Origin of the sequence: Citrobacter gillenii, from assembly GCF_013337685.1 — a bacterium.
Classification (GTDB): Bacteria; Pseudomonadota; Gammaproteobacteria; order Enterobacterales; family Enterobacteriaceae; genus Citrobacter; species Citrobacter gillenii.
In genome coordinates this window covers 93,250-114,673 of record NZ_SUQN01000004.1, presented here as the reverse complement: position 1 = coordinate 114,673, position 21,424 = coordinate 93,250, and the positions used below count along the sequence as shown (strand labels likewise).

The 21,424-nt window shown below is 50.9% G+C and carries 24 protein-coding genes; 13 read left to right on the top strand and 11 right to left on the bottom strand.

Translation table 11 applies throughout. The features are described from left to right. Window positions 1-2 precede the first annotated feature (2 nt). Window positions 3-1,391: a succinate-semialdehyde dehydrogenase gene (gene sad, locus FCH32_RS10355; RefSeq protein ID WP_174360851.1), complete on the bottom strand. Its 1,389-nt coding sequence runs from the start codon at window positions 1,389-1,391 to the stop codon at window positions 3-5. 102 nt (window positions 1,392-1,493) lie between these two features. Between sad and ptrR the strand changes: the two genes are divergently transcribed. Both ptrR and FCH32_RS10345 read left to right on the top strand, forming a co-directional pair. Further along, on the top strand, window positions 1,494-2,369 hold the full coding sequence (gene ptrR, locus FCH32_RS10350; RefSeq protein ID WP_174360850.1) for a putrescine utilization regulator PtrR: 876 nt from the start codon (window positions 1,494-1,496) through the stop codon (window positions 2,367-2,369). A 150-nt stretch (window positions 2,370-2,519) separates the two neighbouring features. Next, entirely contained in the window at window positions 2,520-3,710 is a 1,191-nt protein-coding gene (locus FCH32_RS10345; RefSeq protein ID WP_096757079.1) for a sugar transporter, read from the top strand. Window positions 3,711-3,763: 53 nt separating this feature from the next. On the opposite strand, the gene FCH32_RS10340 is transcribed toward FCH32_RS10345, so the two are convergent. Next, entirely contained in the window at window positions 3,764-4,429 is a 666-nt protein-coding gene (locus FCH32_RS10340) for a MarC family NAAT transporter (RefSeq protein WP_096757080.1), read from the bottom strand. Between the two features lie 256 nt (window positions 4,430-4,685). Here FCH32_RS10340 and marR point away from each other — a divergent pair, with 256 nt between their 5' ends. From marR to marB, 3 genes are read left to right on the top strand one after another with little or no spacing between them, the layout of a single operon-like run. After that, on the top strand, window positions 4,686-5,120 hold the full coding sequence (marR, locus tag FCH32_RS10335) for a multiple antibiotic resistance transcriptional regulator MarR (protein WP_096757081.1): 435 nt from the start codon (window positions 4,686-4,688) through the stop codon (window positions 5,118-5,120). An 18-nt stretch (window positions 5,121-5,138) separates the two neighbouring features. After that, window positions 5,139-5,522, top strand: a complete 384-nt coding sequence (gene marA / locus FCH32_RS10330; protein WP_138140554.1) for an MDR efflux pump AcrAB transcriptional activator MarA — start codon at window positions 5,139-5,141, stop codon at window positions 5,520-5,522. 30 nt (window positions 5,523-5,552) lie between these two features. Next, window positions 5,553-5,771, top strand: a complete 219-nt coding sequence (marB, locus tag FCH32_RS10325; protein ID WP_096757082.1) for a multiple antibiotic resistance protein MarB — start codon at window positions 5,553-5,555, stop codon at window positions 5,769-5,771. A gap of 31 nt (window positions 5,772-5,802) precedes the next feature. Here the strand turns inward: marB and eamA are convergent, their stop codons facing one another. Continuing rightward, the gene (eamA, locus tag FCH32_RS10320) at window positions 5,803-6,702 is read right to left on the bottom strand and encodes an O-acetylserine/cysteine exporter (protein ID WP_174360849.1); all 900 of its coding nucleotides are present in this window, start codon (window positions 6,700-6,702) and stop codon (window positions 5,803-5,805) included. Between the two features lie 198 nt (window positions 6,703-6,900). Here eamA and ydeE point away from each other — a divergent pair, with 198 nt between their 5' ends. The 3 genes from ydeE to FCH32_RS23445 all read left to right on the top strand — a co-directional run bounded on the left by ydeE (window position 6,901) and on the right by FCH32_RS23445 (window position 8,543). After that, window positions 6,901-8,088 (top strand): efflux MFS transporter YdeE, encoded by a 1,188-nt coding sequence (ydeE, locus tag FCH32_RS10315; RefSeq protein WP_115258524.1) that lies wholly within the window; start codon window positions 6,901-6,903, stop codon window positions 8,086-8,088. A gap of 243 nt (window positions 8,089-8,331) precedes the next feature. Continuing rightward, window positions 8,332-8,427, top strand: coding sequence for a protein MgtS (gene mgtS, locus FCH32_RS10310; RefSeq protein WP_096757085.1), 96 nt, complete (start codon window positions 8,332-8,334; stop codon window positions 8,425-8,427). After that, a complete protein-coding gene (locus FCH32_RS23445; protein ID WP_420838396.1) occupies window positions 8,427-8,543 on the top strand; it encodes a hypothetical protein in 117 nt (38 codons plus the stop codon). Before mgtS ends, FCH32_RS23445 begins: the two co-directional genes overlap by 1 nt. Before the next feature lie 153 nt (window positions 8,544-8,696). Here FCH32_RS23445 and FCH32_RS10305 read toward each other — a convergent pair whose 3' ends face one another. After that, a complete protein-coding gene (locus FCH32_RS10305; protein WP_153879549.1) occupies window positions 8,697-9,617 on the bottom strand; it encodes a diguanylate cyclase in 921 nt (306 codons plus the stop codon). Window positions 9,618-9,768: 151 nt separating this feature from the next. Further along, window positions 9,769-11,814, bottom strand: coding sequence for a peptidyl-dipeptidase Dcp (dcp, locus tag FCH32_RS10300; protein WP_174360848.1), 2,046 nt, complete (start codon window positions 11,812-11,814; stop codon window positions 9,769-9,771). 71 nt (window positions 11,815-11,885) lie between these two features. Between dcp and ydfG the strand changes: the two genes are divergently transcribed. From ydfG to ydfZ, 3 genes are all read left to right on the top strand, one after another. Beyond that, window positions 11,886-12,632, top strand: coding sequence for a bifunctional NADP-dependent 3-hydroxy acid dehydrogenase/3-hydroxypropionate dehydrogenase YdfG (gene ydfG / locus FCH32_RS10295; protein ID WP_096757088.1), 747 nt, complete (start codon window positions 11,886-11,888; stop codon window positions 12,630-12,632). Window positions 12,633-12,718: 86 nt separating this feature from the next. Next, a complete protein-coding gene (locus FCH32_RS10290; RefSeq protein WP_115258527.1) occupies window positions 12,719-13,405 on the top strand; it encodes a GntR family transcriptional regulator in 687 nt (228 codons plus the stop codon). A gap of 190 nt (window positions 13,406-13,595) precedes the next feature. Beyond that, entirely contained in the window at window positions 13,596-13,799 is a 204-nt protein-coding gene (gene ydfZ, locus FCH32_RS10285) for a putative selenium delivery protein YdfZ (RefSeq protein ID WP_096757090.1), read from the top strand. A gap of 76 nt (window positions 13,800-13,875) precedes the next feature. On the opposite strand, the gene FCH32_RS10280 is transcribed toward ydfZ, so the two are convergent. From FCH32_RS10280 to FCH32_RS10260, 5 genes are all read right to left on the bottom strand, one after another. Next, complete coding sequence (locus FCH32_RS10280) at window positions 13,876-15,342, bottom strand: mannitol dehydrogenase family protein (RefSeq protein WP_174360847.1); 1,467 nt, start codon at window positions 15,340-15,342, stop codon at window positions 13,876-13,878. A gap of 155 nt (window positions 15,343-15,497) precedes the next feature. After that, complete coding sequence (locus tag FCH32_RS10275) at window positions 15,498-16,877, bottom strand: MFS transporter (protein ID WP_174360846.1); 1,380 nt, start codon at window positions 16,875-16,877, stop codon at window positions 15,498-15,500. 53 nt (window positions 16,878-16,930) lie between these two features. Then, complete coding sequence (locus FCH32_RS10270; protein WP_135912069.1) at window positions 16,931-17,950, bottom strand: Zn-dependent oxidoreductase; 1,020 nt, start codon at window positions 17,948-17,950, stop codon at window positions 16,931-16,933. A gap of 13 nt (window positions 17,951-17,963) precedes the next feature. After that, on the bottom strand, window positions 17,964-19,178 hold the full coding sequence (gene rspA / locus FCH32_RS10265) for a starvation-sensing protein RspA (RefSeq protein ID WP_096757093.1): 1,215 nt from the start codon (window positions 19,176-19,178) through the stop codon (window positions 17,964-17,966). A 108-nt stretch (window positions 19,179-19,286) separates the two neighbouring features. Further along, window positions 19,287-19,613 (bottom strand): YnfA family protein, encoded by a 327-nt coding sequence (locus FCH32_RS10260; protein ID WP_115258531.1) that lies wholly within the window; start codon window positions 19,611-19,613, stop codon window positions 19,287-19,289. A 153-nt stretch (window positions 19,614-19,766) separates the two neighbouring features. Here FCH32_RS10260 and FCH32_RS10255 point away from each other — a divergent pair, with 153 nt between their 5' ends. Beyond that, a complete protein-coding gene (locus FCH32_RS10255) occupies window positions 19,767-20,108 on the top strand; it encodes a DUF1283 family protein (RefSeq protein WP_096757095.1) in 342 nt (113 codons plus the stop codon). 37 nt (window positions 20,109-20,145) lie between these two features. Continuing rightward, window positions 20,146-20,706, top strand: coding sequence for a spermidine N1-acetyltransferase (gene speG, locus FCH32_RS10250; RefSeq protein WP_115258532.1), 561 nt, complete (start codon window positions 20,146-20,148; stop codon window positions 20,704-20,706). A 5-nt stretch (window positions 20,707-20,711) separates the two neighbouring features. Here the strand turns inward: speG and FCH32_RS10245 are convergent, their stop codons facing one another. Then, the gene (locus FCH32_RS10245; protein ID WP_146717034.1) at window positions 20,712-21,422 is read right to left on the bottom strand and encodes a YnfC family lipoprotein; all 711 of its coding nucleotides are present in this window, start codon (window positions 21,420-21,422) and stop codon (window positions 20,712-20,714) included. Between the last annotated feature and the right edge of the window lie 2 nt (window positions 21,423-21,424).

Genomic DNA, 21,424 nt, shown 5'->3' with positions numbered 1-21,424 from the left:
GATTAGATACGGTTTTTCCAGACGGTCTGCACGTTACAAAACTCATGCAGGCCAAAGTGCGAAAGCTCCCGACCAAAACCGCTTTTCTTCACCCCGCCAAACGCAACGCGGGCATCACTGGCACTATAACCATTGATAAATACCCCGCCACATTCCAGGCGTGCAGCCATATTCTGCGCCAGCGTCTCATCAGCGGTGAAAATCGTTGCCGACAAGCCAAAATCACTCTCATTCGCCAGTACTAACGCATGCTCTGCGTTCTTCGCAACGGTAATTGCTGCTACCGGGCCGAACAATTCCTGGCGGAAAGCGGTCATCTCAGGTGTCACGTCACCAAGAACCGTGATGGCATAGTAGTTACCTTTTCCGGCAATTTTTTCGCCACCGAGTAACAACGTCGCCCCTTGAGCCATCGAAGCCTCAACCTGCTGATGCAGTTCATCACGCAGATCAACGCGTGCCATTGGGCCGAGATCGTTTTCCTCATTCAGAGGATCGCCCATTTTTAGCGCACTGGCCGTCGCAACAAAACGCTGAGTAAATTCTGCCGCAATCCCTTCCTCAACAATAAAACGTTTCGCTGCCGCACAAACCTGCCCGGTATTCTGATAACGACCGGCGACTGCCGCCTTCACGGCCAGATCGAGGTCAGCATCGTTAAGGACAATGAACGGATCGGATCCACCCAGTTCAAGCACGCATTTCTTCAGCGCCGCCCCCGCCTGAGCACCAATTGCCGCCCCGGCTCGCACACTTCCCGTTACCGTAACGGCGGCAATACGCGGATCATTGATCATCTGGCTAACGCCCGAGTTATCGGCATTCACCCAGCCATATACCCCCTGCGGGATACCGGCATCAGCAAACGCCTGCGCAATAATACCGGCACACCCGGTTACATTCGGTGCATGCTTTAACAGGTAACCATTCCCGGCCAATAAAATAGGCACTGCACCGCGCATGACCTGCCACAGCGGGAAGTTCCACGGCATAACGGCCAGAATAGTGCCCAAAGGACGATATTCGATCACCGCCTGGTTATTCTCCACCTGTGTTGGTTCAGGATTAAGCATCAAAGGCCCATGCTCTGCATACCAGTCACACAGCGCCGCGGATTTCGCCACTTCTGCACGAGCCTGTTTTATCGGTTTCCCCATTTCCCGTGAGATACACTGCGCCATCTCTTCCGCACGCTGGCGCAGAGCGTGCCCAACCTTGCGCAGCATCTGCGCCCGATGCGCCACGGTGGTGTGTTTCCATTCATTAAATCCACTGGCGGCCAGATCAAGCGCATGGGCAATCTCATCCCGACTAGCCCACGGCATCGCCGTTAACCTTTCGCCGTTCACAGGATTGACGGAAATCGCATGTGTTGCTGATGTGATGGTCATAGCTGTCTCTCTTTTTGCAGGGTATGGTCATATCATGAGCGTATTTACTCTTTCTGAAAAATGAATAATATTAACTACACCATTCACGAATAGAGAAAAATAATGGATCTGACGCAACTGGAAATGTTCAATGCGGTGGCGGAAACCGGCAGCATTACGCAGGCCGCTGCGAAGGTACATCGTGTGCCGTCCAATCTCACCACGCGTATTCGCCAGCTTGAAGCCGACCTTGGCGTCGATCTGTTTATTCGTGAAAACCAGCGCCTGCGACTTTCCCCGTCCGGGCACAATTTTTTGCGCTATAGCCAGCGGATCCTTGCCCTGGTAGAGGAAGCACGTATGGTCGTTGCTGGCGATGAGCCGCAGGGACTGTTCTCTCTCGGTTCGCTGGAAAGCACCGCTGCCGTACGCATTCCCGCGACGCTGGCTGAATATAATCGACGCTACCCTAAAATCCAGTTTGCGTTGGCTACAGGGCCTTCAGGCACCATGCTGGACGGTGTACTGGAGGGGACGCTGAGCGCCGCCTTTGTCGATGGCCCGATCACCCACCCGGGACTGGAAGGCATGCCGGTCTACCTTGAGGAGATGATGATCGTTACCCCTCACGGACACGCCCCCATACAGCGGGCCAGCGACGTTAACGGCTGCAGTATTTATGCCTTTCGCGCGAACTGCTCTTACCGCCGCCATTTTGAAAGCTGGTTTCACGCCGATCGCGCAATGCCGGGCACCATCCATGAAATGGAGTCGTATCACGGAATGCTCGCCTGCGTGATTGCCGGGGCGGGAATTGCGCTGATTCCGCGATCGATGCTGGAAAGTATGCCGGGACACCATCAAGTTAACGCCTGGCCGTTGAGTGAAAACTGGCGTTGGCTCAATACATGGCTGGTCTGGCGTCGGGGAGCGATGACGCGACAGCTGGAAGCATTTATTGAGGTGTTGAACCCCCAACTGGTGCAGAATGCAGATTAGCTGACGCCGGGTGACGCAAGTTCACCCGGCCCTACCTTCCAGGCATCAGGCATAAAAATGTGATTTGAATCACGAAATGATTGTATTTTCACCAGTAACCGTTTTAAGATCGTGACCTCACCTTTTCGCAGCTAATCCAATTTATTTGATATGACAACACACACTGTTTCCCGCAAGGTCGCGTGGCTACGGGTCGTTACGCTGGCTATTGCCGCTTTTATTTTCAATACCACGGAGTTTGTTCCCGTCGGTTTGCTCTCCGACATCGCGCAAAGCTTTAATATGCAAACAGCGCAGGTCGGGATCATGCTGACCATCTATGCCTGGGTCGTTGCCCTGATGTCACTGCCGTTTATGCTGCTTACCAGTCAGGTGGAGCGACGCAAACTTCTGATTTGCCTTTTCGCGCTGTTTATCGCCAGTCATGTGCTCTCTTTCCTGGCATGGAACTTTACCGTGCTGGTCATTAGCCGTATTGGTATTGCCTTCGCACACGCCATTTTCTGGTCGATTACCGCGTCATTAGCGATTCGCATGGCACCCGCCGGCAAACGTGCGCAGGCGTTGAGCCTGATTGCTACCGGGACCGCGCTGGCGATGGTGCTGGGTCTGCCTATTGGCCGTATCGTCGGCCAGTATTTTGGCTGGCGCACAACCTTCTTCGCTATCGGCGTCGCCGCATTAGTCACCTTGCTCTGTCTGATTAAACTGCTGCCAAAACTACCCAGTGAGCATTCAGGCTCGCTAAAAAGCCTGCCGCTGCTGTTTCGCCGTCCGGCGCTGATGAGCATTTATTTACTGACGGTCATTGTGGTCACCGCGCACTACACGGCTTACAGCTATATAGAACCCTTTGTTCAGACCGTTGCCGGACTGAGTGCCAATTTTGCGACCGTGTTGTTACTGGTTCTGGGTGCGGCGGGCATTATCGGCAGCCTCATCTTTGGCAAGCTGGGTAATCAGCATGCATCCGGGCTGATAAGTGCGGCTATCGCGTTACTGACGGTGTGCCTGGTGCTGCTATTACCAGCCGCTGACAGCGAGATGCACCTCGCCATACTGAGTATTTTCTGGGGTGTGGCCATTATGGTGATAGGTCTGGGGATGCAGGTGAAAGTGCTTGCGCTGGCACCCGATGCTACCGACGTCGCCATGGCGCTGTTTTCCGGGATCTTTAATCTGGGTATCGGCGCGGGCGCACTGGTGGGAAATCAGGTCAGTTTGCACTGGTCGATGTCCACAATCGGTTACATCGGTGCGATACCCGCACTGGCTGCGCTGATATGGTCCGTGATTATCTTTCGCAAGTGGCCGGTCGCGCTGGAAGAACAGCCTAACTAGCCATAAAAAAGGGTCCGGTAGACTATACCGGACCCTTTTTTTAAGCGTAGGTTTTATGCGTAGGTTTTGATAATTTCCAGTACGCCATTAATAATAAACTGCACGCCCATACACACCAGCAAAAAGCCCATCAGACGGGAAATCGCTTCAATGCCCCCTTTGCCGACCAGACGCATAATTCCGCCTGAACTGCGCAGGCAGCCCCACAGAATGACCCCGATCACCGCAAAAATGATCGGTGGAGCGACCATAATAACCCAGTCCGGAAACTCAGAGCCTTGACGTACGGTCGAGGCCGAACTGATGATCATCGCAATGGTACCCGGACCGGCAGTACTGGGCATTGCCAGCGGCACGAAGGCAATATTGGCCGTCGGTTCGTCTACAAGTTCTTCTGACTTACTTCTCGCTTCCGGAGAGTCGTGCGCCTTCTGCTGCGGGAACAGCATCCGAAAGCCGATAAACGCAACGATTAACCCACCCGCAATACGCAATCCGGGAATCGAAATCCCGAAGGTATTCATCACCACCTGCCCGGCATAGTACGCCACCATCATGATGGCAAACACGTAGACAGACGCCATTAATGACTGACGGTTACGCTCTGCGCTGTTCATATTGCCGGCAAGGCCGAGGAACAACGCCACGGTGGTTAACGGGTTCGCCAACGGTAACAGGACTACCAGTCCCAGACCTATGGCCTTAAACAAATCCATCATAATTCATCTTTCCTGTGCGTTAATCGTCAACGGCAAGTATACGGTGAAAACACCCGTTTAAGCCATTTTCGCGATGTAAGGATTCATTTTTCTCCTCTACGCATAAGCCTGTGAAATCAAAATATTGAAACGAACGTTCGGTTAGCCAGGTGCTGACGTTTTAGCAAAACGTGGCATTTGCCGACCCATTCATTTGACTTATATTTGCCTAAGCAATAATATCAGCCGTGACTAACTACTTGCCAGGGCAACCATTGTGAAAAACACCAGTGATCTGTTCAACGAAATCATCCCACTGGGCCGTTTGATCTATATGGTTAATCAGAAAAAAGATCGTTTGCTAAACGACTACCTGTCACCGCTGGATATCACGGCATCGCAGTTTAAGGTGCTTTGCTCCATCCGCTGCGCGGTGTGCATCACCCCTGTTGAATTGAAAAAAGTGCTGTCTGTCGATCTTGGTGCGCTGACGCGTATGCTCGACAGACTGGCCTGTAAAGGCTGGATTGAAAGACTTCCTAATCCACATGACAAACGCGGCGTGCTGGTGAAACTCACCGAGCATGGCGCGACAATTTGTGAGCAGTGCCATCAATTAGTCGGGCAAGACCTGCACCAGGAACTAACAAAAAACTTAACGGCGGACGAAGTGGCAACACTTGAGCATTTGCTTAAGAAAATCCTGCCGTAAACAGAAAGAGGTATGACGATGTCCAGACGCAATACTGACACAATCACTATTCATAGCATTTTGGACTGGATCGAGAATAACCTTGAATCACCGCTGTCACTGGAAAAGGTGTCAGAGCGTTCAGGTTACTCCAAATGGCACCTGCAACGGATGTTTAAAAAAGAAACCGGCCATTCATTAGGTCAATACATCCGCAGCCGCAAAATGACTGAAATAGCGCAAAAATTAAAAGAAAGTAACGAACCGATCCTCTACCTGGCGGAGCGTTATGGCTTTGAGTCTCAGCAGACGCTGACCCGGACCTTCAAAAACTATTTTGATGTGCCACCCCATAAGTACCGTATGACAAATATGCACGGCGAATCCCGGTATTTGCATCCGCTGAATCAATGTAACTGCTAATCGCCTGATAAAGACGTAACCGAGGAAATCATGAAACTTCTGTCATCTGCAATGCTGGCCCTGCTGCTTGTTGTTTCGGGCCAGAGCATGGCGGAACAAACCGCGCAGCCCATAACACCCAATAATCGCGACGCAATAATTATGCCTCCTACGCAGGAACAGTCCCCGTTTGATTTTAATCATATGGGTGCCGGCAGCGACAAGTCCGACGAACTGGGTGTGCCTTATTACAACATGCGCAGTTTATAAGTCATGATGCCCCGCCACGGCGGGGCTACTGTTATCCCCTCGCCTGAGCGGTCCTGCGCAAACGAAAACCAAACACGTTGATGTACAGCCCCGCCATAATCAACAGCGCGCCGATAAGTTGCAGCCCACTTAGCGTTTCATCCAGTAACACTGCCGCACTCGCCAGCCCAACCACTGGCACGAGTAAAGACAGCGGGGCCACGCGCCAGGTCTCATAGCGTCCCAGCAACGTACCCCATATGCCGTACCCCACAATCGTCGCCACAAATGCCAGATAGACCAGTGAGAGAATAGTCGTCATATCAATAGCAATAAGGCTGTGTACGATGAGACCTGGGCCATCAAGGACGAGCGATGCCAGAAAGAACGGTAAAATAGGGATCAAGGCACTCCACACCACCAGCGACATCACTGGCGGGCGGGATTCATGTTGCATAATTTTCTTGTTGAAGATATTGCCGCAGGCCCAACTCAGCGCTGCCGCCAGCGTCAGCATAAAGCCGAGCATCGTCACGTGCTGTCCATTCAGGCTGGCTTCGATCAACACCAGCACGCCAAACACTGCCAGCGCGATACCGACCCGTTGCTTGCCCTGTAAACGCTCACCAAAAGCGAATGCGCCCAGCACAATGGTGAAAAATGCCTGCGCCTGCAATACCAGTGACGCCAGTCCAGCGGGCATGCCAAATTTTATGGCGCTGAACAGAAACGCGAACTGGCCAAAGCTGATGGTCAGGCCATAACCGAGCAGCAATGAGAGAGGGATTTTCGGGCGGGGAACAAAGAAAATAGCCGGAAATGCCACCAGTAGGAAACGTAGCCCTGCCAGCATCAGCGGCGGCATATTGTGCAGGCCCACTTTGATGACGACAAAATTTAGCCCCCATACCACCACGACCAGTAGTGCTAACAACCCGTCTTTACGTGACATTCACCCGCCCCTGAAATTATTAAATTTTTGTAAACAAGTTAAAGTAGCGGAAATCGTTGCCGGGTAACAGATCATTAATACAGGTAGGTATAACTGGGCATTTTCAGACAACTTTTTGAGTGTACATCACACTTTTGCCGTGCTATTTCTGTCTGAAATTTAATAAAAACATAACAACATGCATTGTCGGGCAAGAAAATGAATACCACTCTGAGAAGATCCACCCTCGCTTTACTCGCCTCCTCACTATTACTGACGATTGGGCGGGGTGCCACGCTCCCGTTTATGACCATCTATCTCAACCGACAGTACGGCCTGAGCGTCGATCTGATTGGTTACGCCATGACGGTCGCCCTGACTATTGGCGTTATCTTCAGCCTGGGCTTCGGTATTCTGGCCGATAAGTTCGATAAAAAACGCTATATGCTGCTGGCGATTACCGGTTTTGCGTCTGGCTTTATCGCGATCCCTCTGGTGCATAATGTTATCGTAGTGGTGTTGCTTTTTGCCCTGATCAACTGCGCCTACTCCGTCTTTGCCACCGTGCTGAAAGCCTGGTTTGCCGATAACCTCTCTGCCACCAACAAGACCAAAATTTTCTCACTTAACTATACAGTACTCAACATTGGCTGGACCGTGGGTCCGCCGCTCGGCACGCTGCTGGTGATGCAAAGTATCAACCTGCCGTTCTGGCTGGCAGCGCTTTGCTCAGCCTTCCCGTTGGTATTTATCCAGACGTGGGTGAAACGTTCAGAAGTGCCATCCGAGGGACTGAACGTATCCGTCTGGTCCCCCTCGGTACTGCTGCGCGATAAAGCGTTATGCTGGTTTACCCTGTCAGCGTTTTTGGCCTCGTTTGTGGGCGGCGCATTTGCGTCCTGTATTTCTCAGTACGTGATGGTGGTTGCTGACGGTGATTTCGCAGAAAAAGTGGTGGCCGTGGTCCTGCCCGTCAACGCGGCAATGGTGGTTACATTGCAATATGTCGTCGGGCGCCGTCTTTCCAGCGCCAACATCCGCCCGTTAATGGCCGGCGGAACATTATTCTTTGTGCTGGGATTAGTGGGTTTTATTTTTTCCGGCAACAGTCTGCTAATGTGGGGCATTTCTGCAGCGTTTTTTACCATCGGCGAAATCATTTACGCACCGGGCGAATATATGCTTATCGACAACATTGCCCCCGCGGGGATGAAAGCGAGCTATTTCTCCGCCCAGTCACTGGGCTGGCTTGGCGCGGCATTTAACCCGTTAGTCAGCGGCGTTATTCTGACGACCCTGCCGTCATGGTCGCTGTTTGTGGTGCTGATGATTGCCATCATTCTGGCCTGGGCGCTGATGCTAAAAGGCATGCGAGCTAAACCCTGGGGCCAGCCTGTAGTCTGTTAATTTCTCTGGCGACAGAGCATGTGCTGCCCTGTCGTTTTTTCAGAAAACCCCGATATATTTTCCCTGCTCCGCATATTTTGACATCCTTATTTATTTTTCTCTGCCAATAACGCGATAACTTTACTATTCAGACGAAATAATTCACCTGGTTCAATCTTTGTTTAAGATTAAATTGCTAGTATGGTCCTTAACGAGGTGAAATTAAGGTAAGAGAGGAAACTCACAAATAAAGGAGCATAGACAATGCTGGGTAATATGAATGTTTTTATGGCCGTTCTGGGAATTATTTTATTTTCTGGTTTTCTGGCCGCCTACTTTAGCCACAGATGGGATGATTGATGAACGACGATAGTCCTGCACCGAACCGGCCCCTTGTAGCATCACTGCTCAAGGGGCCATTTTTTTGTCCTGAATGCCGACTACCTGAACGACAGGTAAAAAAAACCGCCGGATAAACCAGCGGTAAATGCTTGCATGGATAGATTTGTGTTTTGCTTTATACGCTATCAGGCAATTCCCTGCACAGATAGCGAATAGTCACCCAACATAGCATCGACAACCCCAATGAACGTTAAACGAAACCAAATCATCTCAACAAGACTCATTGTTCAGACCAGCGTCGTTATCCGCTCTTTGGCACCCACCCGTGTGATCTGCTCATGTTCATCCATAAACATGCAGCGATTCCTGCCAGTCTGCTTCCCTTCATACATGGCTCGGTCAGCACGCCCGAGAGCCGTGTCCAGCGTTTCGCCCTGACGAACTCGTGTGATCCCGGCCGTTACCGTAATATCAATCTCCCCCTGCGGGTAAGGGATCTTTTTTTGTTCAATGAGATGACACAGGCGCAAGCCCGCGAGAGATGCCTGCTCATCCGTTTTTGTTCTGATCAGAATGATGAACTCTTCGCCACCGTAGCGATACGCGATCTCATCATAACGAGTCCATGACAATAAATTTGATGCCAGATTGCGCAGTACGACGTCACCAACCAGATGGCCGTAGGTATCATTGACGTATTTAAAACGGTCGATATCCAGCAATAATAAATATAAATTAAGCGGTTGCGCGTCAAGTAACTGCTGGTCAAAAGACTCATCCAGCATTCTTCGTCCAGGTAAGCCGGTTAATACATCGATATTACTGCGGATAGTCAGTAAATGTATTTTATAATCCATCACCGCCGACGTAAAAGCCAGAAGCGCATCCTGAAAACTGTCGAAATGCCATGACTGACTGCGTTCTTCTACTATTACCGATAGCAAGTCCTTGCCTAATAAATGCATTTTTTCATGGGCCGCATTTATCTTACTCAAATAACTATAATCTGCGTCATCCTTGACCAGACGCGGGGTAAGCCACTGTCCGAATTGACAGGCACAGTGCGAATTCTTACCTGAAATATCCGCCTGAGTGACATCAGATGACACCACGCAGTGAAACATTTTGACTAGCCATTTATAGTGCGCATCAATCGAGTGATTCAACTCCATCAAGATTGAATCTATTTCTGCCGTTTCTCTCATCATCACGAATCCTTTCCCTGTGTGAGTATTGCTGATAGACAATAGTTTAGCGGCTATAAAGAAAATTTATGTAAATTTATTAATAGTAATTAATATGCCGCAGTCTCGGCCACTGATAATACGGTCAGATTGTAAGCTGACCGTATTATCCCGGCTACTGTTCTAATCCCCGGTTGCGCAGCATTGCATTAATTCCTGGTTCACGCCCACGCCATGCGGGATACAGACCATGCAAATCTGCACTATTACCGCGAGAGAGGATTGCCTCACGAAAATACTGGCCGTTTTCACGGGTTAATCCACCGTTTTCGACAAACCACTGATAGCCATCGTCGGCCAACATTTGCGTCCATAAATAGGCGTAATATCCCGCGGCATAGCCACCACCAAAAATATGAGCAAAATAAGTGCTGCGATAACGCGGCGGCACAGCAGAAATATTCAGCCCTTCCGCAGTCAACGCACACTGCTCAAACTCCGCTACTGACAATATCCTCTCGCCGTTTTCCAACGTGTGCCAGTGCATATCCAGTAATGCGGCACTGAGCAACTCGGTCATATCGTAGCCCTTGTTAAACAAGCTGGCCCGCTGCATCTTATCCTGCAGCGATTCTGGCATTCTTTCCCCGGTTTCAACATGGCGCGCGTAGCGGGCAAAGACCAGTGGATGACTCGCCCAGTGTTCATTAATTTGCGAAGGAAATTCAACGAAATCACGCGGGGTATTGGTTCCTGAGAGTGTGGCATAACGTTGACTGGCAAACAGGCCGTGCAGCGTGTGTCCAAACTCATGGAACAGCGTAATGACGTCATCCCACAGCAGCAAGGCGCGCTGACCCTGGGCAGGTTTTTGGTAGTTACAGACGTTGTAAATCACCGGTCTGGTTTCGTTAAGCATCGATTGCTCAACAAAATTCCCCATCCATGCGCCACCGCTTTTTGATTCCCGGGCAAAGAAATCACCGTAGAACAACGCCAGCCCCGTGCCGTCGTGGTCAAAAATTTCCCATACCCGTACATCCGGGTGATATACAGGGATGTCGAAACGCTCGATAAACGTAATGCCATAGAGCTGGTTTGCCGTCCAGAACACACCATCGTTCAGCACCGTATCTAACGCAAAATAGGGTTTCAGCTGTGCCTCATCAAGAGCATATTTTTCACGGCGAACCTGTTCGGCATAATAGGCCCAGTCCCAGGCCTGCACGCTAAAATCGCCCTGCTCTTTATCTATGGCATTTTGGATTTCAGCCAGTTCATCATGGACTCTCCGACGCGCAGCCGGAACGATAGCGCGCATAAAAGTGAGCGCTGCTTCCGACGTTTTTGCCATTTGGTCGGCAATTTTCCACGCTGCATAATGAGCAAAACCAAGTAACTTCGCCTGCTGCATTCGGATTTCCGCCAGCCGCTGAACGATGGCGCGCGTATCGTTGGCATCATTATTTTCAGCCCGCGTCCATGCACGGGTAAACAGCGTCTCACGGGTCTGCCTGTCATGTAACGCGGCAAGCGCAGGCTGTTGTGTCGTGTTCAACAGCGGGATAACCCAATGGCCCTGAAGCCCTTTCTCCCTGGCAATTGCAGCCGCCATGGCTTTCTCTTCCGGGCTTAATCCATCCAGTTGATGGACATTATCCACCACCAGGGCACCTGATTTATTCGCCGCCAGCAGGCGCTGATTGAACTGGCTTGTCAGCGTGGCTGATTCGGTGTTCAGCAATTTGAGACGCGCTTTGTCTTCTTCATTCAATTGGGCACCAGCCAGTACAAAACGCTGATAGACGACCTCCAACAACCGTAAGGACTCTGCATCCAGTCCTAACACGGCACGCTGTCGCCAGACGGCCTCTACGCGCGCAAAAAGTGCCGCGTTAAGATAAATATCATTCGCCAGCGCCGCCAGCTCAGCGGAAAACGCTTCATCAAGACGCTGTAATTCATCGTTGGTATGCGCTGCCGTCATGGCAAAGAACACGCTGGTGACGCGCGTTAACAGTGCCCCGCTCTGCTCAAGTGCCAGCAGCGTATTAGCAAAATTTGCGGGCTGTGAATTTTGCACAATGGCATCGATTTCGGCACGCTTTTGCCGAACACCTTCGTCAAACGCGGGACGGTAATGATGAACGTCTATGCGATCAAATGGCGGAGCCTGATAAGGCAAAGTGCTTTGACGTAAAAAAGGATTCGTTAACGACATCTTTCACTCCTGAAAACGATTTATTGACGTGGTATGGTAATAGCACATAAAAAGCGTTGAGGAACAGTGAGATGATCGTTTTAGTAACCGGAGCAACCGCAGGTTTTGGTGAGTGCATTACGCGTCGTTTTATTGAGAATGGGCATAAAGTTATTGCCACCGGACGCCGCCATGAGCGTCTGCAAGAGCTGAAAGACGAGCTGGGCGATAACCTGTATACCGCACAACTTGACGTACGTAACCGTGCCGCAATTGAAGAGATGCTGGCCGCCCTACCAGCCGAATGGCGCAACATAGATATTCTGGTCAACAACGCCGGTCTGGCGCTGGGTCTTGAACCGGCCCATAAGGCTAACGTTGACGACTGGGAAACCATGATCGACACCAACAACAAAGGGTTGATTTATATGACCCGTGCCGTACTGCCGGGTATGGTCGAACGTAATCGTGGTCATATTATCAATATCGGTTCAACCGCCGGTAGCTGGCCCTATGCCGGAGGTAACGTGTATGGCGCAACAAAAGCGTTTGTTCGCCAGTTTAGCCTGAACTTACGTACCGACCTGCATGGCACTGCCGTGCGCGTGACCGATATTGAACCGGGCCTGGTTGGCGGTACGGAGTTCTCTAACGTGCGTTTCAAAGGCGACGATGATAAAGCCGTCAAAGCCTACGAAAACACCACCGCGCTGACGCCGGAAGATGTCACTGAAGCCGTGTGGTGGGTGGCGTCATTACCTGCGCATGTCAACATTAACACCCTTGAAATGATGCCTGTTGCACAGTCTTTTGCAGGCTTGAGCGTCCACCGGGGTTAATTTTTATACCCGGCCTTGTGCCGGGTATAGATACCACCGAATAAGTGATAAAGTATTCGGGTTAACTCTCTAAAAAGTAAGAATGAATGACCGTAGAAACGCAACTCAACCCTACACAGCCGGTAAATCAGCAGATTTATCGTATTCTTCGTCGCGACATCGTGCAGTGTCTGATTGCGCCCGGTACGCCGCTTTCAGAAAAAGAGGTTTCCGTCCGCTTTAATGTATCACGCCAGCCAGTACGCGAAGCATTCATCAAACTGGCTGAGAACGGCCTGATTCAGATCCGTCCTCAGCGTGGCAGTTACGTGAACAAGATTTCGCTGTCGCAGGTGCAAAATGGGTGTTTTGTTCGCCAGGCAATTGAATGCGCGGTTGCCCGTCGCGCCGCGTCGATGATCACTGACAACCAGTGTTATCAGCTCGAGCAGAATCTGCATCAGCAGCGCATCGCTATTGATCGTAAACAGCTTAACGATTTTTTCCTGCTGGACGATGAGTTTCATCAGAAGCTGGCGTTAATAGCGGATTGTCAGCTCGCCTGGGACACAGTGGAAAACATCAAGGCAACCATCGATCGCGTTCGCTATATGAGCCTCGATCACGTCTCCCCGCCGGAAATGCTCCTGCGTCAGCATCACGACATTTTTGCCGCGCTGGAGAAGCATGACAGCGATGCCGTTGAGCGCGCGATGATGTTGCACCTGCAGGAAATCGGTGAATCTGTTCAGCTGATTCGTCAGGAAAATAGCGACTGGTTTAGCGAAGATTAATCACTCCCTCACCTCGTTCCGGGGTGAGTTTATGCATCCCTTTATCTCCCCCTCTGAACCGCCAAAAAAAAGCTGTGATTTTGATCGAAAACAAAAAAATTCTTTAACGAGAAGCGTATTTATATTGCGCCCGTTACGTGGGTCTAAAAGCCCACGGGCTTTGACGGTAAGTTGGAGAGGAGAAACCACCATGAAAACATACGATCGTAACCGTAACGCAATCACCACCGGCAGCCGCGTCATGATCAGTGACACTGGCATTACTGGCCGCATCAAGGCTATTGATTCCGATGGCCTGACCGCAGAGCAAATTCGCCGCGGGAAAACAGTGGAAATCGAGGGTTGTGAAGGTAAATACGCCCCTCTGGAATTGATTCGTCTGGGTATGAACTGATTGGTGTGAGTACCAGAAAATAACGCGCCATCTGGCTGGAGTATAAGCCGGATGGCGACATCAACGTTTTACGTCGTTACTTCAATTTCGCGGCATACTTCGCCACCGTCACCTTCGCCCCTTCCGCCAGTAAGGCCAGATACGCTTCGGTAACTCGGGTTCTGAACAACTCAACCTGCGGCAGCTCACGACCAAAGATAGCATCGATTGCCAGCAGCGCCTGAACACGTTCTTCGCCCTCTTTACTGCTCCGCACCGCATTCTGGATAACCGGCAGTAACGGATCGCTAATCTCAATCGCGTCGCCCTTTTCATCCACGCCACCTACGTAGCGCATCCAACCCGCCACACCCAGCGCCAGCAGGTCGAAACGGCTGCCGTGCACAAGATGCCAGCGTACGGAATCGAGCATACGCTGCGGAAGTTTTTGGCTGCCGTCCATTGCTATCTGCCAGGTACGGTGACGCAGTGCCGGGTTGCTGTAACGTTCAATCAAACGATCGGCATACTGCTGTAAATCAACGCCTTTCACTTTCAGCGTCGGGGCCTGCTCCTGCAACATCAGCGCACGGGCGGCAACACGATAATTGTCGTCCCCCATACAATCGTTAATGTGTTGGTATCCCGCCAGATAGCCGAGATAGGCGAGAAAAGAGTGGCTGCCGTTAAGCATACGCAGCTTCATCTCTTCGAACGGGATAACATCGGCCACCAGCTCAGCTCCTGCTTTTTCCCATTGTGGACGACCGGCAACAAAGTTGTCTTCAATTACCCACTGACGGAACGGTTCACACGCCACGCCCGCCGGATCGCGCACGCCGGTAAGCTGTTCAATTTTATCCAGCGTATCGGGCGTTACGGCAGGAACAATACGGTCAACCATGGTCGACGGGAACGTCACATGCTGTTCGATCCAGTCTGCCAGCCCGGCGTCCACCGCACGCGCGTACGCAGTAACCACGTTACGCATGACATGACCGTTTTCAGGCATGTTATCGCAGGACATCACGGTAAATGCGGCCAGACCGGCAGCTTTGCGGCGAGCAAGCGCTTCAACAATGACGCCCGGCGCAGATTTGGGCTGATGCGGATTTTGCAGATCGGCGGCGATCAGCGGGTTTTCCAGCATCAGTTGTCCAGTTGCCGGGGAGTGGCAGTATCCTTTCTCGGTAATAGTGAGAGAAACGATAGCCACCTGCGGTTCGCACAGGGCGGCAAAAACAGCCTCAAGACCATCAACCTGCGCATGCAGCGCGTTTTTGACAACGCCAACCACTCTCGCCGTCCAGGCATCGGCCGACATTTCCGCGACGGTATACAGATTATCCTGCTGTTTCAGGTCGGCAATCTGCTGCTCGCCGCCGATCAGGTTAACTTCGCAATATCCCCAGTCACTGTTGTGCTCGGCCGCCAGGATATCCGCGTAAACGCCCTGATGTGCACGGTGAAACGCACCAAACCCCAGATGAACAATACGTGGGACCAGTTTGCTACGATCGTAGTCAGGAAGTGCAGCCTTAGCTGCCAAGAGTTTGTTTTGCATGGTATGACCTACTTATCAATGAAATCAGGACTGTCTCAGAGTAACGCCTGTATGGTTGTATGTTTTGATTTGCATTAAACTTTTTACTATTGGTATGACATCATTTGAAGTTATGTGACAGCATGGCCGAATTCCCGACCATGCTGATTAGCGCATCAACTGACCTGAGTCGCACCGGCACGGATCTTCTCGGTTTTACTCACCTCAGCCGCATCTTCCAGAACACTCAGGTCACGATCTTTAACTTCAGGCATCAGGAGTGCTGAAACTAAACCGATCAGTGAGTAGATAATGACCATCACTAAAATAGGCCACCAGGACTGGGTCATGTTACAGAAAATACCGGCTAACACGGGACCAAAACCAACGGCCACTAATCCGCCAGCCTCTTTTGAAATGGCCATGCGCGTAAATCGATTACGAGCACCGAACATTTCAGCCATGGTGATATTTTCGAGGGCAAATAACCCCAATACGGCAAAGTTATGGATAACAATCAGCGCGGTCATGATGACGCCAGGACTATACGAATTATCAACCACAATAGACAGCATTGGATAAGCCAGAATGATGGCTGATATATTCAGGATGATATAAGGCAAACGACGACCATATTTATCAGACAACCACCCCAGAAGCGGTATAGTAATAAATCCAATAACCGAACTTATCATCAACGCATCGGTGGGTATTGATTTATTAAATAACAACGTCTGTACCAGATAACCGGCAAGAAAGGTCTGAATTAAACCTGAGTTACCCGCCTGACCAAAGCGTAATCCGGTTGCCAACCAGAAAGATTTACTGCTGAACATCGCACCCAGCGAACTCTCTGAAGGGTCATTCAATGCAGGTGCATTTTCCCCATCATTTACTTTCTCAAATACCGGGCTTTCTTTGAGATTCATACGTAACCAGATGGCGAAAATCATCACCACCACACTAGCCAGGAACGGAATACGCCAGCCCCAGGCTAACAACTCTTCGCGATCAAGCGCGAAGAACATCACCGCCCAGATGGCCGTGGCGCTGAGCGTCCCGCAGTTTGTTCCCATCGCAACCAGGGAGGAAATAATGCCGCGTTTTCCTTTTGGCGCATACTCTGCAAGCATGGTTCCCGCGCCAGAAATTTCAGCACCGGCACCCAATCCCTGCACAATACGCAGCGTCACCAGCAACACTGGCGCAAAGATACCAATCTGCGCATAGGTCGGCAGCACGCCAATTAGCGTGGTACAAATCCCCATCATGGTAATGGTAATGAACAGCACCTTTTTACGCCCGATGCTGTCCCCCATCTTTCCAAATATAAATGCCCCAACGATACGAGCAATATAACCAGCTCCGTACGTGCCCATCGCTAAAATGAGCGCCATGGCGGCTGATTGTTCCGGGAAAAATATCTCATGGAATACCAGTGCGGCACCCAAAGAATATAACTGAAAATCCATAAATTCGAGAGCCGTGCCTAACCATCCTGAAATGGCGGCTCTCACCAGATCTTTCGTTGATCTTTCGTGTTTTTCTTGATTCATATTGGCTATCTCTAAGAGGTAAGATGCGTACCACTTACTCGCAGTAATTAATATTATTCAGCGAATGTGAGTAAAACTTTGCAGCAGTGCTGCTGGTCTTTCTCAAACAATTCGATTGCGTCTGTAACGTGGTGATAGTCAAAAGTGTGGGTAATCAATTTATTCGGGTCGATAAGCCCTTTAACCAGCCAATCAATAACCACCGGGAATTTATTCGCGTTTAACCGTGATGAATAAATGGAAAGTTCTTTCCCGGTAATGCCCTGCTGTACAATCTGGCAAGGTTCGCTGGAGAATCCCATCAACACAATCCGTGCCGCCGGCGACGCCAGCGTAATAGCCTCCTGTAAAATAGATGGATGACAAGCTGCATCAACGATGATTGTGGGTTTTAACCCTTTTTCAGCCAGAAAATCCTGTAGCGATTGCTGACCATTATTTATGGTCCAGTCAGCACCACACTGTTTAGCCATTGCCAGACGTTCTTCAATCCTGTCGGCAATCACCACCGTTTTTACGTTATAAACACGTTTAAGTGCCTGAACGGTCGTCAGCCCCATCGGCCCCGCACCGTAAATCAGCGCAATGTCGTTTTCTGTGGGTTTAACTTGTCCGGTCACGTTTGCCGCAATAGTAAAAGGCTCAACCATAACGGCATGTTCATCTTTCACTGAGTCCGGGATCGGCCAGGCATTTTTTGCCGGTACAACAGCAAATTCACTGAAACCGCCATCACGATGGACGCCCAGCACCACCAACGACGTGCAGACGTTCGGTTTACCTATTGAGCAGGGGTAACAGTGTCCACAGCTGATCACGGGATCAACAGATACTCGCTCGCCTAAACGCGAACGATCAACACCCTCGCCTACCGCATCAATAATGCCAAAGAACTCGTGGCCGATGACGCGTGGATATTTTGCGAAGGGATTATGCCCACGATAGATATGACTATCGGAGCCACAAATTCCTGCCAGCTTAATCTTGACCCTGACTTCGCCCGACGCTGGAGTAGGAATTGCTCTTTCTTCAATCACCAGCGTATTCGCTTTTTCAATCACAATACTTTTCATAGCAAACCACTCCTTACCAGTTCCACAAAGTGCCATCTTCCAGGCGCGCGACGGGCAAATAGGCCGGATCGTACGGATATTTCGCCGCGAGTTTTTCGTCGAATTCAATACCCAGACCCGGTTTGTCACCAGGGTGCATATAGCCGTTATCGAACGTCCAGTTATGCGGGAAGACCTCCAGCATCTGCTCGGAATAACCCATATATTCTTGTACGCCGAAATTTGGCACCCACAGGTCAAAGTGCAGCGCAGCAGCCATGCAGACAGGTGACAAATCAGAAGGTCCGTGAGAGCCGGTGCGCACCTGGTACAGCGACGCAAAATCCGCAATGCGACGCATGCCGGTGATGCCGCCCGCATGGGTAATAGTGGTGCGGATGTAGTCGATCAGCTGTTCTTCGATCAGCTGTTTGCAATCCCAGATACTGTTGAAGACTTCCCCTACCGCAATCGGCGTCACCGTGTGCTGGCGAATCAGTCGGAAACATTCCTGGTTTTCAGCTGGCGTCGGATCTTCCATCCAGAACAAACGATACTGCTCAATGCTTTTGCCAAACCGCGCGGCTTCAATCGGCGTCAGGCGATGGTGCATGTCGTGCAGCAGGTGTTCGTTGAAGCCGAATTTATTACGCACGGCGTCAAATAACTGAGGGGTAAAATCAAGGTACTTTTCCGTCGACCACAACTGCTCTTCCGGCCATTGCCCTTTGGTCGCTGGCTCATAGGCCAGGCCTTTGCCTTTTGACATACCGTAGGTGGTTTTCATACCCGGCACGCCGCACTGGACGCGAATCGCTTTAAAGCCCATCTCCTGATGGCGTGCGTAATCTTCCAGCACATCATCAATGGTACGGCCAGTGGTATGGCAGTAAACCATCACGCCTTCGCGGGACGCGCCACCCAGCAGCTGATAAAGCGGCATATTCGCGGCTTTCGCTTTGATATCCCACAGCGCCATATCAACGGCAGATATCGCCGACATCGTGACCGGACCACGACGCCAGTACGCGCCTTTGTAGAAGAACTGCCAGATGTCTTCAATGCGGTGCGCGTCGCGGCCAATAAGTTGCGGACACACATGGTCCTTCAGATAGGACGCAACGGATAACTCACGTCCGTTCAGCGTGGCATCACCTAACCCCGTGATCCCGTCCTCAGTGGTAATTTTCAGCGTGACGAAATTACGCCCTGGACAGGTGACAAAAACTTCAGCCCCTACAATCTTCATTCTCTATTCCTTACATCGCTGTGTCTGATGCAGGAAATCTACTCAACTGAGCTACTACCATACAAGTATAATGATCGTAAAATCGCTAGCTGATCACAAAAAAAGGCGCTATGCGCGCCCCCATCCAGCCACGATGATCAACATCCCGCACAGCGCGATCAGCGCGCCAGACCAGTCGTACAGGCTCAGTTTTACACCATCAACAATGCGCAGCCACATCAGTGCGGTTACCACATACACGCCGCCATACGCCGCGTATACGCGCCCGCTCGCGGTCGGGTGCAGCGTCAACAACCAGACAAACAAGGCCAGTGACACCCCTGCCGGAAGAAGCAACCAGGCCGTTGCGCCTCGCTTTAACCAGAGCCAGGGTAAAAAGCAGCCGATAATTTCGCACAGCGCGGTGATAAAAAAAAGTAATGTCGTTTTAAGCATGGACAGTATTCAGTGACGTTTGGTTTAAACATGATACGACAGAATGCGGGCAGTTTATCCATATCCGTCAGGCGGGTATGACCCGGAACAGGAATGGTGTAGAATTTAACCCTGTTTTATCGTTTTTTGCCTTTCTCATTAAAGGAATCCACCATGAACAACACACTGAGCAAACGCCTGTGCCTGACGGCCATGTTGACGCTGGCGGCAGTTGTATACACCTCCTCCGCCTTTGCTGAAACCAGCAAACTGGTCATTGAGTCCGGCGACAGTGCCCAAAGTCGTCAACAGGCGGCGATGGAAAAGGAACAGTGGAACGACACGCGTCAGTTACGCCAGAAAGTAAATACGCGCACTGAGAAAGAGTGGGATAAAGCCGACGTGGCCTTTGACAGCCGCGATAAATGCGAGCAAAGCGCCAACATTAATGCCTACTGGGAACCGAACACCCTGCGCTGCCTTGACCGCCGCACCGGCCGTACCGTCGCGCCATGATTTTTATGCCCAATAAAGGAAATGGAAAGGATACGTTATGACAAGCGCCCTCAGTGTTAAGCTGCGCCCGCTGGAGCGTGAAGATTTACGATTTGTCCATCAGCTTGATAACAATGCCAGCGTGATGCGTTACTGGTTCGAAGAACCGTACGAAGCGTTCGTTGAGCTGTCGGACCTGTATGACAAGCATATTCATGACCAAAGCGAACGCCGCTTTGTGGTGGAGTGCAACGGTGAAAAAGCCGGTCTGGTGGAACTGGTGGAAATTAACCATGTACACCGCCGTGCCGAATTCCAGATCATTATTTCGCCAGATTTCCAGGGCAAAGGTCTCGCCACTCGCGCGGCAAAACTGGCAATGGATTACGGTTTCACCGTACTCAATTTATATAAGCTGTATCTGATCGTTGATAAAGAGAATGAAAAAGCCATTCACATCTACCGCAAACTTGGTTTTATGGTGGAAGGCGAGTTGATTCACGAGTTCTTTATTAACGGACAGTACCGTAACACCATCCGCATGTGTATCTTCCAGCATCAGTATCTGGCGGAACATAAAACACCCGGTTCCAACCTGTTGCAGGCTACTGCACAGTAACGCGGTTAGTAGTAATCAATGGTGTTTTTAATCGTGTAATGGTGTTCAACTGCCGGCTTCACGCTATCATCAACGATGACAAGCTGGCAGTTGAGCGGATTCGCATGATCATCGTATTCACACGTTTGCGTGACGTTTCCCAACGAACGATCGTTCAATAGACTCTCTGCCGTATAATCCAGTTTTTTCAGCGGATCGGCTGACGGTTTCGCATTAACACGTAACGTGTTGTCTTTACTGATGGTGGTTTTTCCCAGCGGATAGCCCTCCGCGTCGTACCGGTACTGCACCTGCATTTCTTTCCCTGTTCCTGAAACAACGAAGCCGTTATCATCTGTGTCCCACACCACCCCGGCAGCAGGTAATTCCGCCAACTGGCATTTCCCCTGTAAACGGATCTTTTTTTCCAGCGTCTCGGCGTCCAGGTAATAGTTAGCATCCAGCACTAACGCCATTCCGCTGTTGCTCTCAATATCGTGTAATTCCAGCGTATCAAAACAGCCTTCCTGCGAGAGAGTGCCACGCACACGCTTGGCCACTTCACCTTTCTCATTCAGCAGTGTCTGGCTGAAATCTTTTACCGGACCACGCAGCGGATCAAACTCGAATTCATTGGAAAAACTGGCCATTTCCGGCGTGAAGGAAACCAACGCCTTGCCGTTATCACAGCCGCTCAACACGACGCACAGGAAACCTAACAAGGTCTGTTTCTTCACAT

Coding starts and splice junctions, on each gene's coding strand:
- FCH32_RS10260 (WP_115258531.1), bottom strand. CDS start 19,613: ATGCTTAAAACGACATTACTTTTTTTTATCACCGCGCTGTGCGAAATT.
- speG (WP_115258532.1), top strand. CDS start 20,146: ATGACAAGCGCCCTCAGTGTTAAGCTGCGCCCGCTGGAGCGTGAAGAT.
- ptrR (WP_174360850.1), top strand. CDS start 1,494: ATGGATCTGACGCAACTGGAAATGTTCAATGCGGTGGCGGAAACCGGC.
- FCH32_RS10280 (WP_174360847.1), bottom strand. CDS start 15,342: ATGCAAAACAAACTCTTGGCAGCTAAGGCTGCACTTCCTGACTACGAT.
- ydeE (WP_115258524.1), top strand. CDS start 6,901: ATGAATACCACTCTGAGAAGATCCACCCTCGCTTTACTCGCCTCCTCA.
- eamA (WP_174360849.1), bottom strand. CDS start 6,702: ATGTCACGTAAAGACGGGTTGTTAGCACTACTGGTCGTGGTGGTATGG.
- rspA (WP_096757093.1), bottom strand. CDS start 19,178: ATGAAGATTGTAGGGGCTGAAGTTTTTGTCACCTGTCCAGGGCGTAAT.
- FCH32_RS10290 (WP_115258527.1), top strand. CDS start 12,719: ATGACCGTAGAAACGCAACTCAACCCTACACAGCCGGTAAATCAGCAG.
- mgtS (WP_096757085.1), top strand. CDS start 8,332: ATGCTGGGTAATATGAATGTTTTTATGGCCGTTCTGGGAATTATTTTA.
- FCH32_RS23445 (WP_420838396.1), top strand. CDS start 8,427: ATGAACGACGATAGTCCTGCACCGAACCGGCCCCTTGTAGCATCACTG.
- ydfG (WP_096757088.1), top strand. CDS start 11,886: ATGATCGTTTTAGTAACCGGAGCAACCGCAGGTTTTGGTGAGTGCATT.
- sad (WP_174360851.1), bottom strand. CDS start 1,391: ATGACCATCACATCAGCAACACATGCGATTTCCGTCAATCCTGTGAAC.
- ydfZ (WP_096757090.1), top strand. CDS start 13,596: ATGAAAACATACGATCGTAACCGTAACGCAATCACCACCGGCAGCCGC.
- FCH32_RS10305 (WP_153879549.1), bottom strand. CDS start 9,617: ATGATGAGAGAAACGGCAGAAATAGATTCAATCTTGATGGAGTTGAAT.
- FCH32_RS10255 (WP_096757095.1), top strand. CDS start 19,767: ATGAACAACACACTGAGCAAACGCCTGTGCCTGACGGCCATGTTGACG.
- FCH32_RS10275 (WP_174360846.1), bottom strand. CDS start 16,877: ATGAATCAAGAAAAACACGAAAGATCAACGAAAGATCTGGTGAGAGCC.
- marA (WP_138140554.1), top strand. CDS start 5,139: ATGTCCAGACGCAATACTGACACAATCACTATTCATAGCATTTTGGAC.
- marB (WP_096757082.1), top strand. CDS start 5,553: ATGAAACTTCTGTCATCTGCAATGCTGGCCCTGCTGCTTGTTGTTTCG.
- FCH32_RS10340 (WP_096757080.1), bottom strand. CDS start 4,429: ATGATGGATTTGTTTAAGGCCATAGGTCTGGGACTGGTAGTCCTGTTA.
- FCH32_RS10345 (WP_096757079.1), top strand. CDS start 2,520: ATGACAACACACACTGTTTCCCGCAAGGTCGCGTGGCTACGGGTCGTT.
- FCH32_RS10270 (WP_135912069.1), bottom strand. CDS start 17,950: ATGAAAAGTATTGTGATTGAAAAAGCGAATACGCTGGTGATTGAAGAA.
- dcp (WP_174360848.1), bottom strand. CDS start 11,814: ATGTCGTTAACGAATCCTTTTTTACGTCAAAGCACTTTGCCTTATCAG.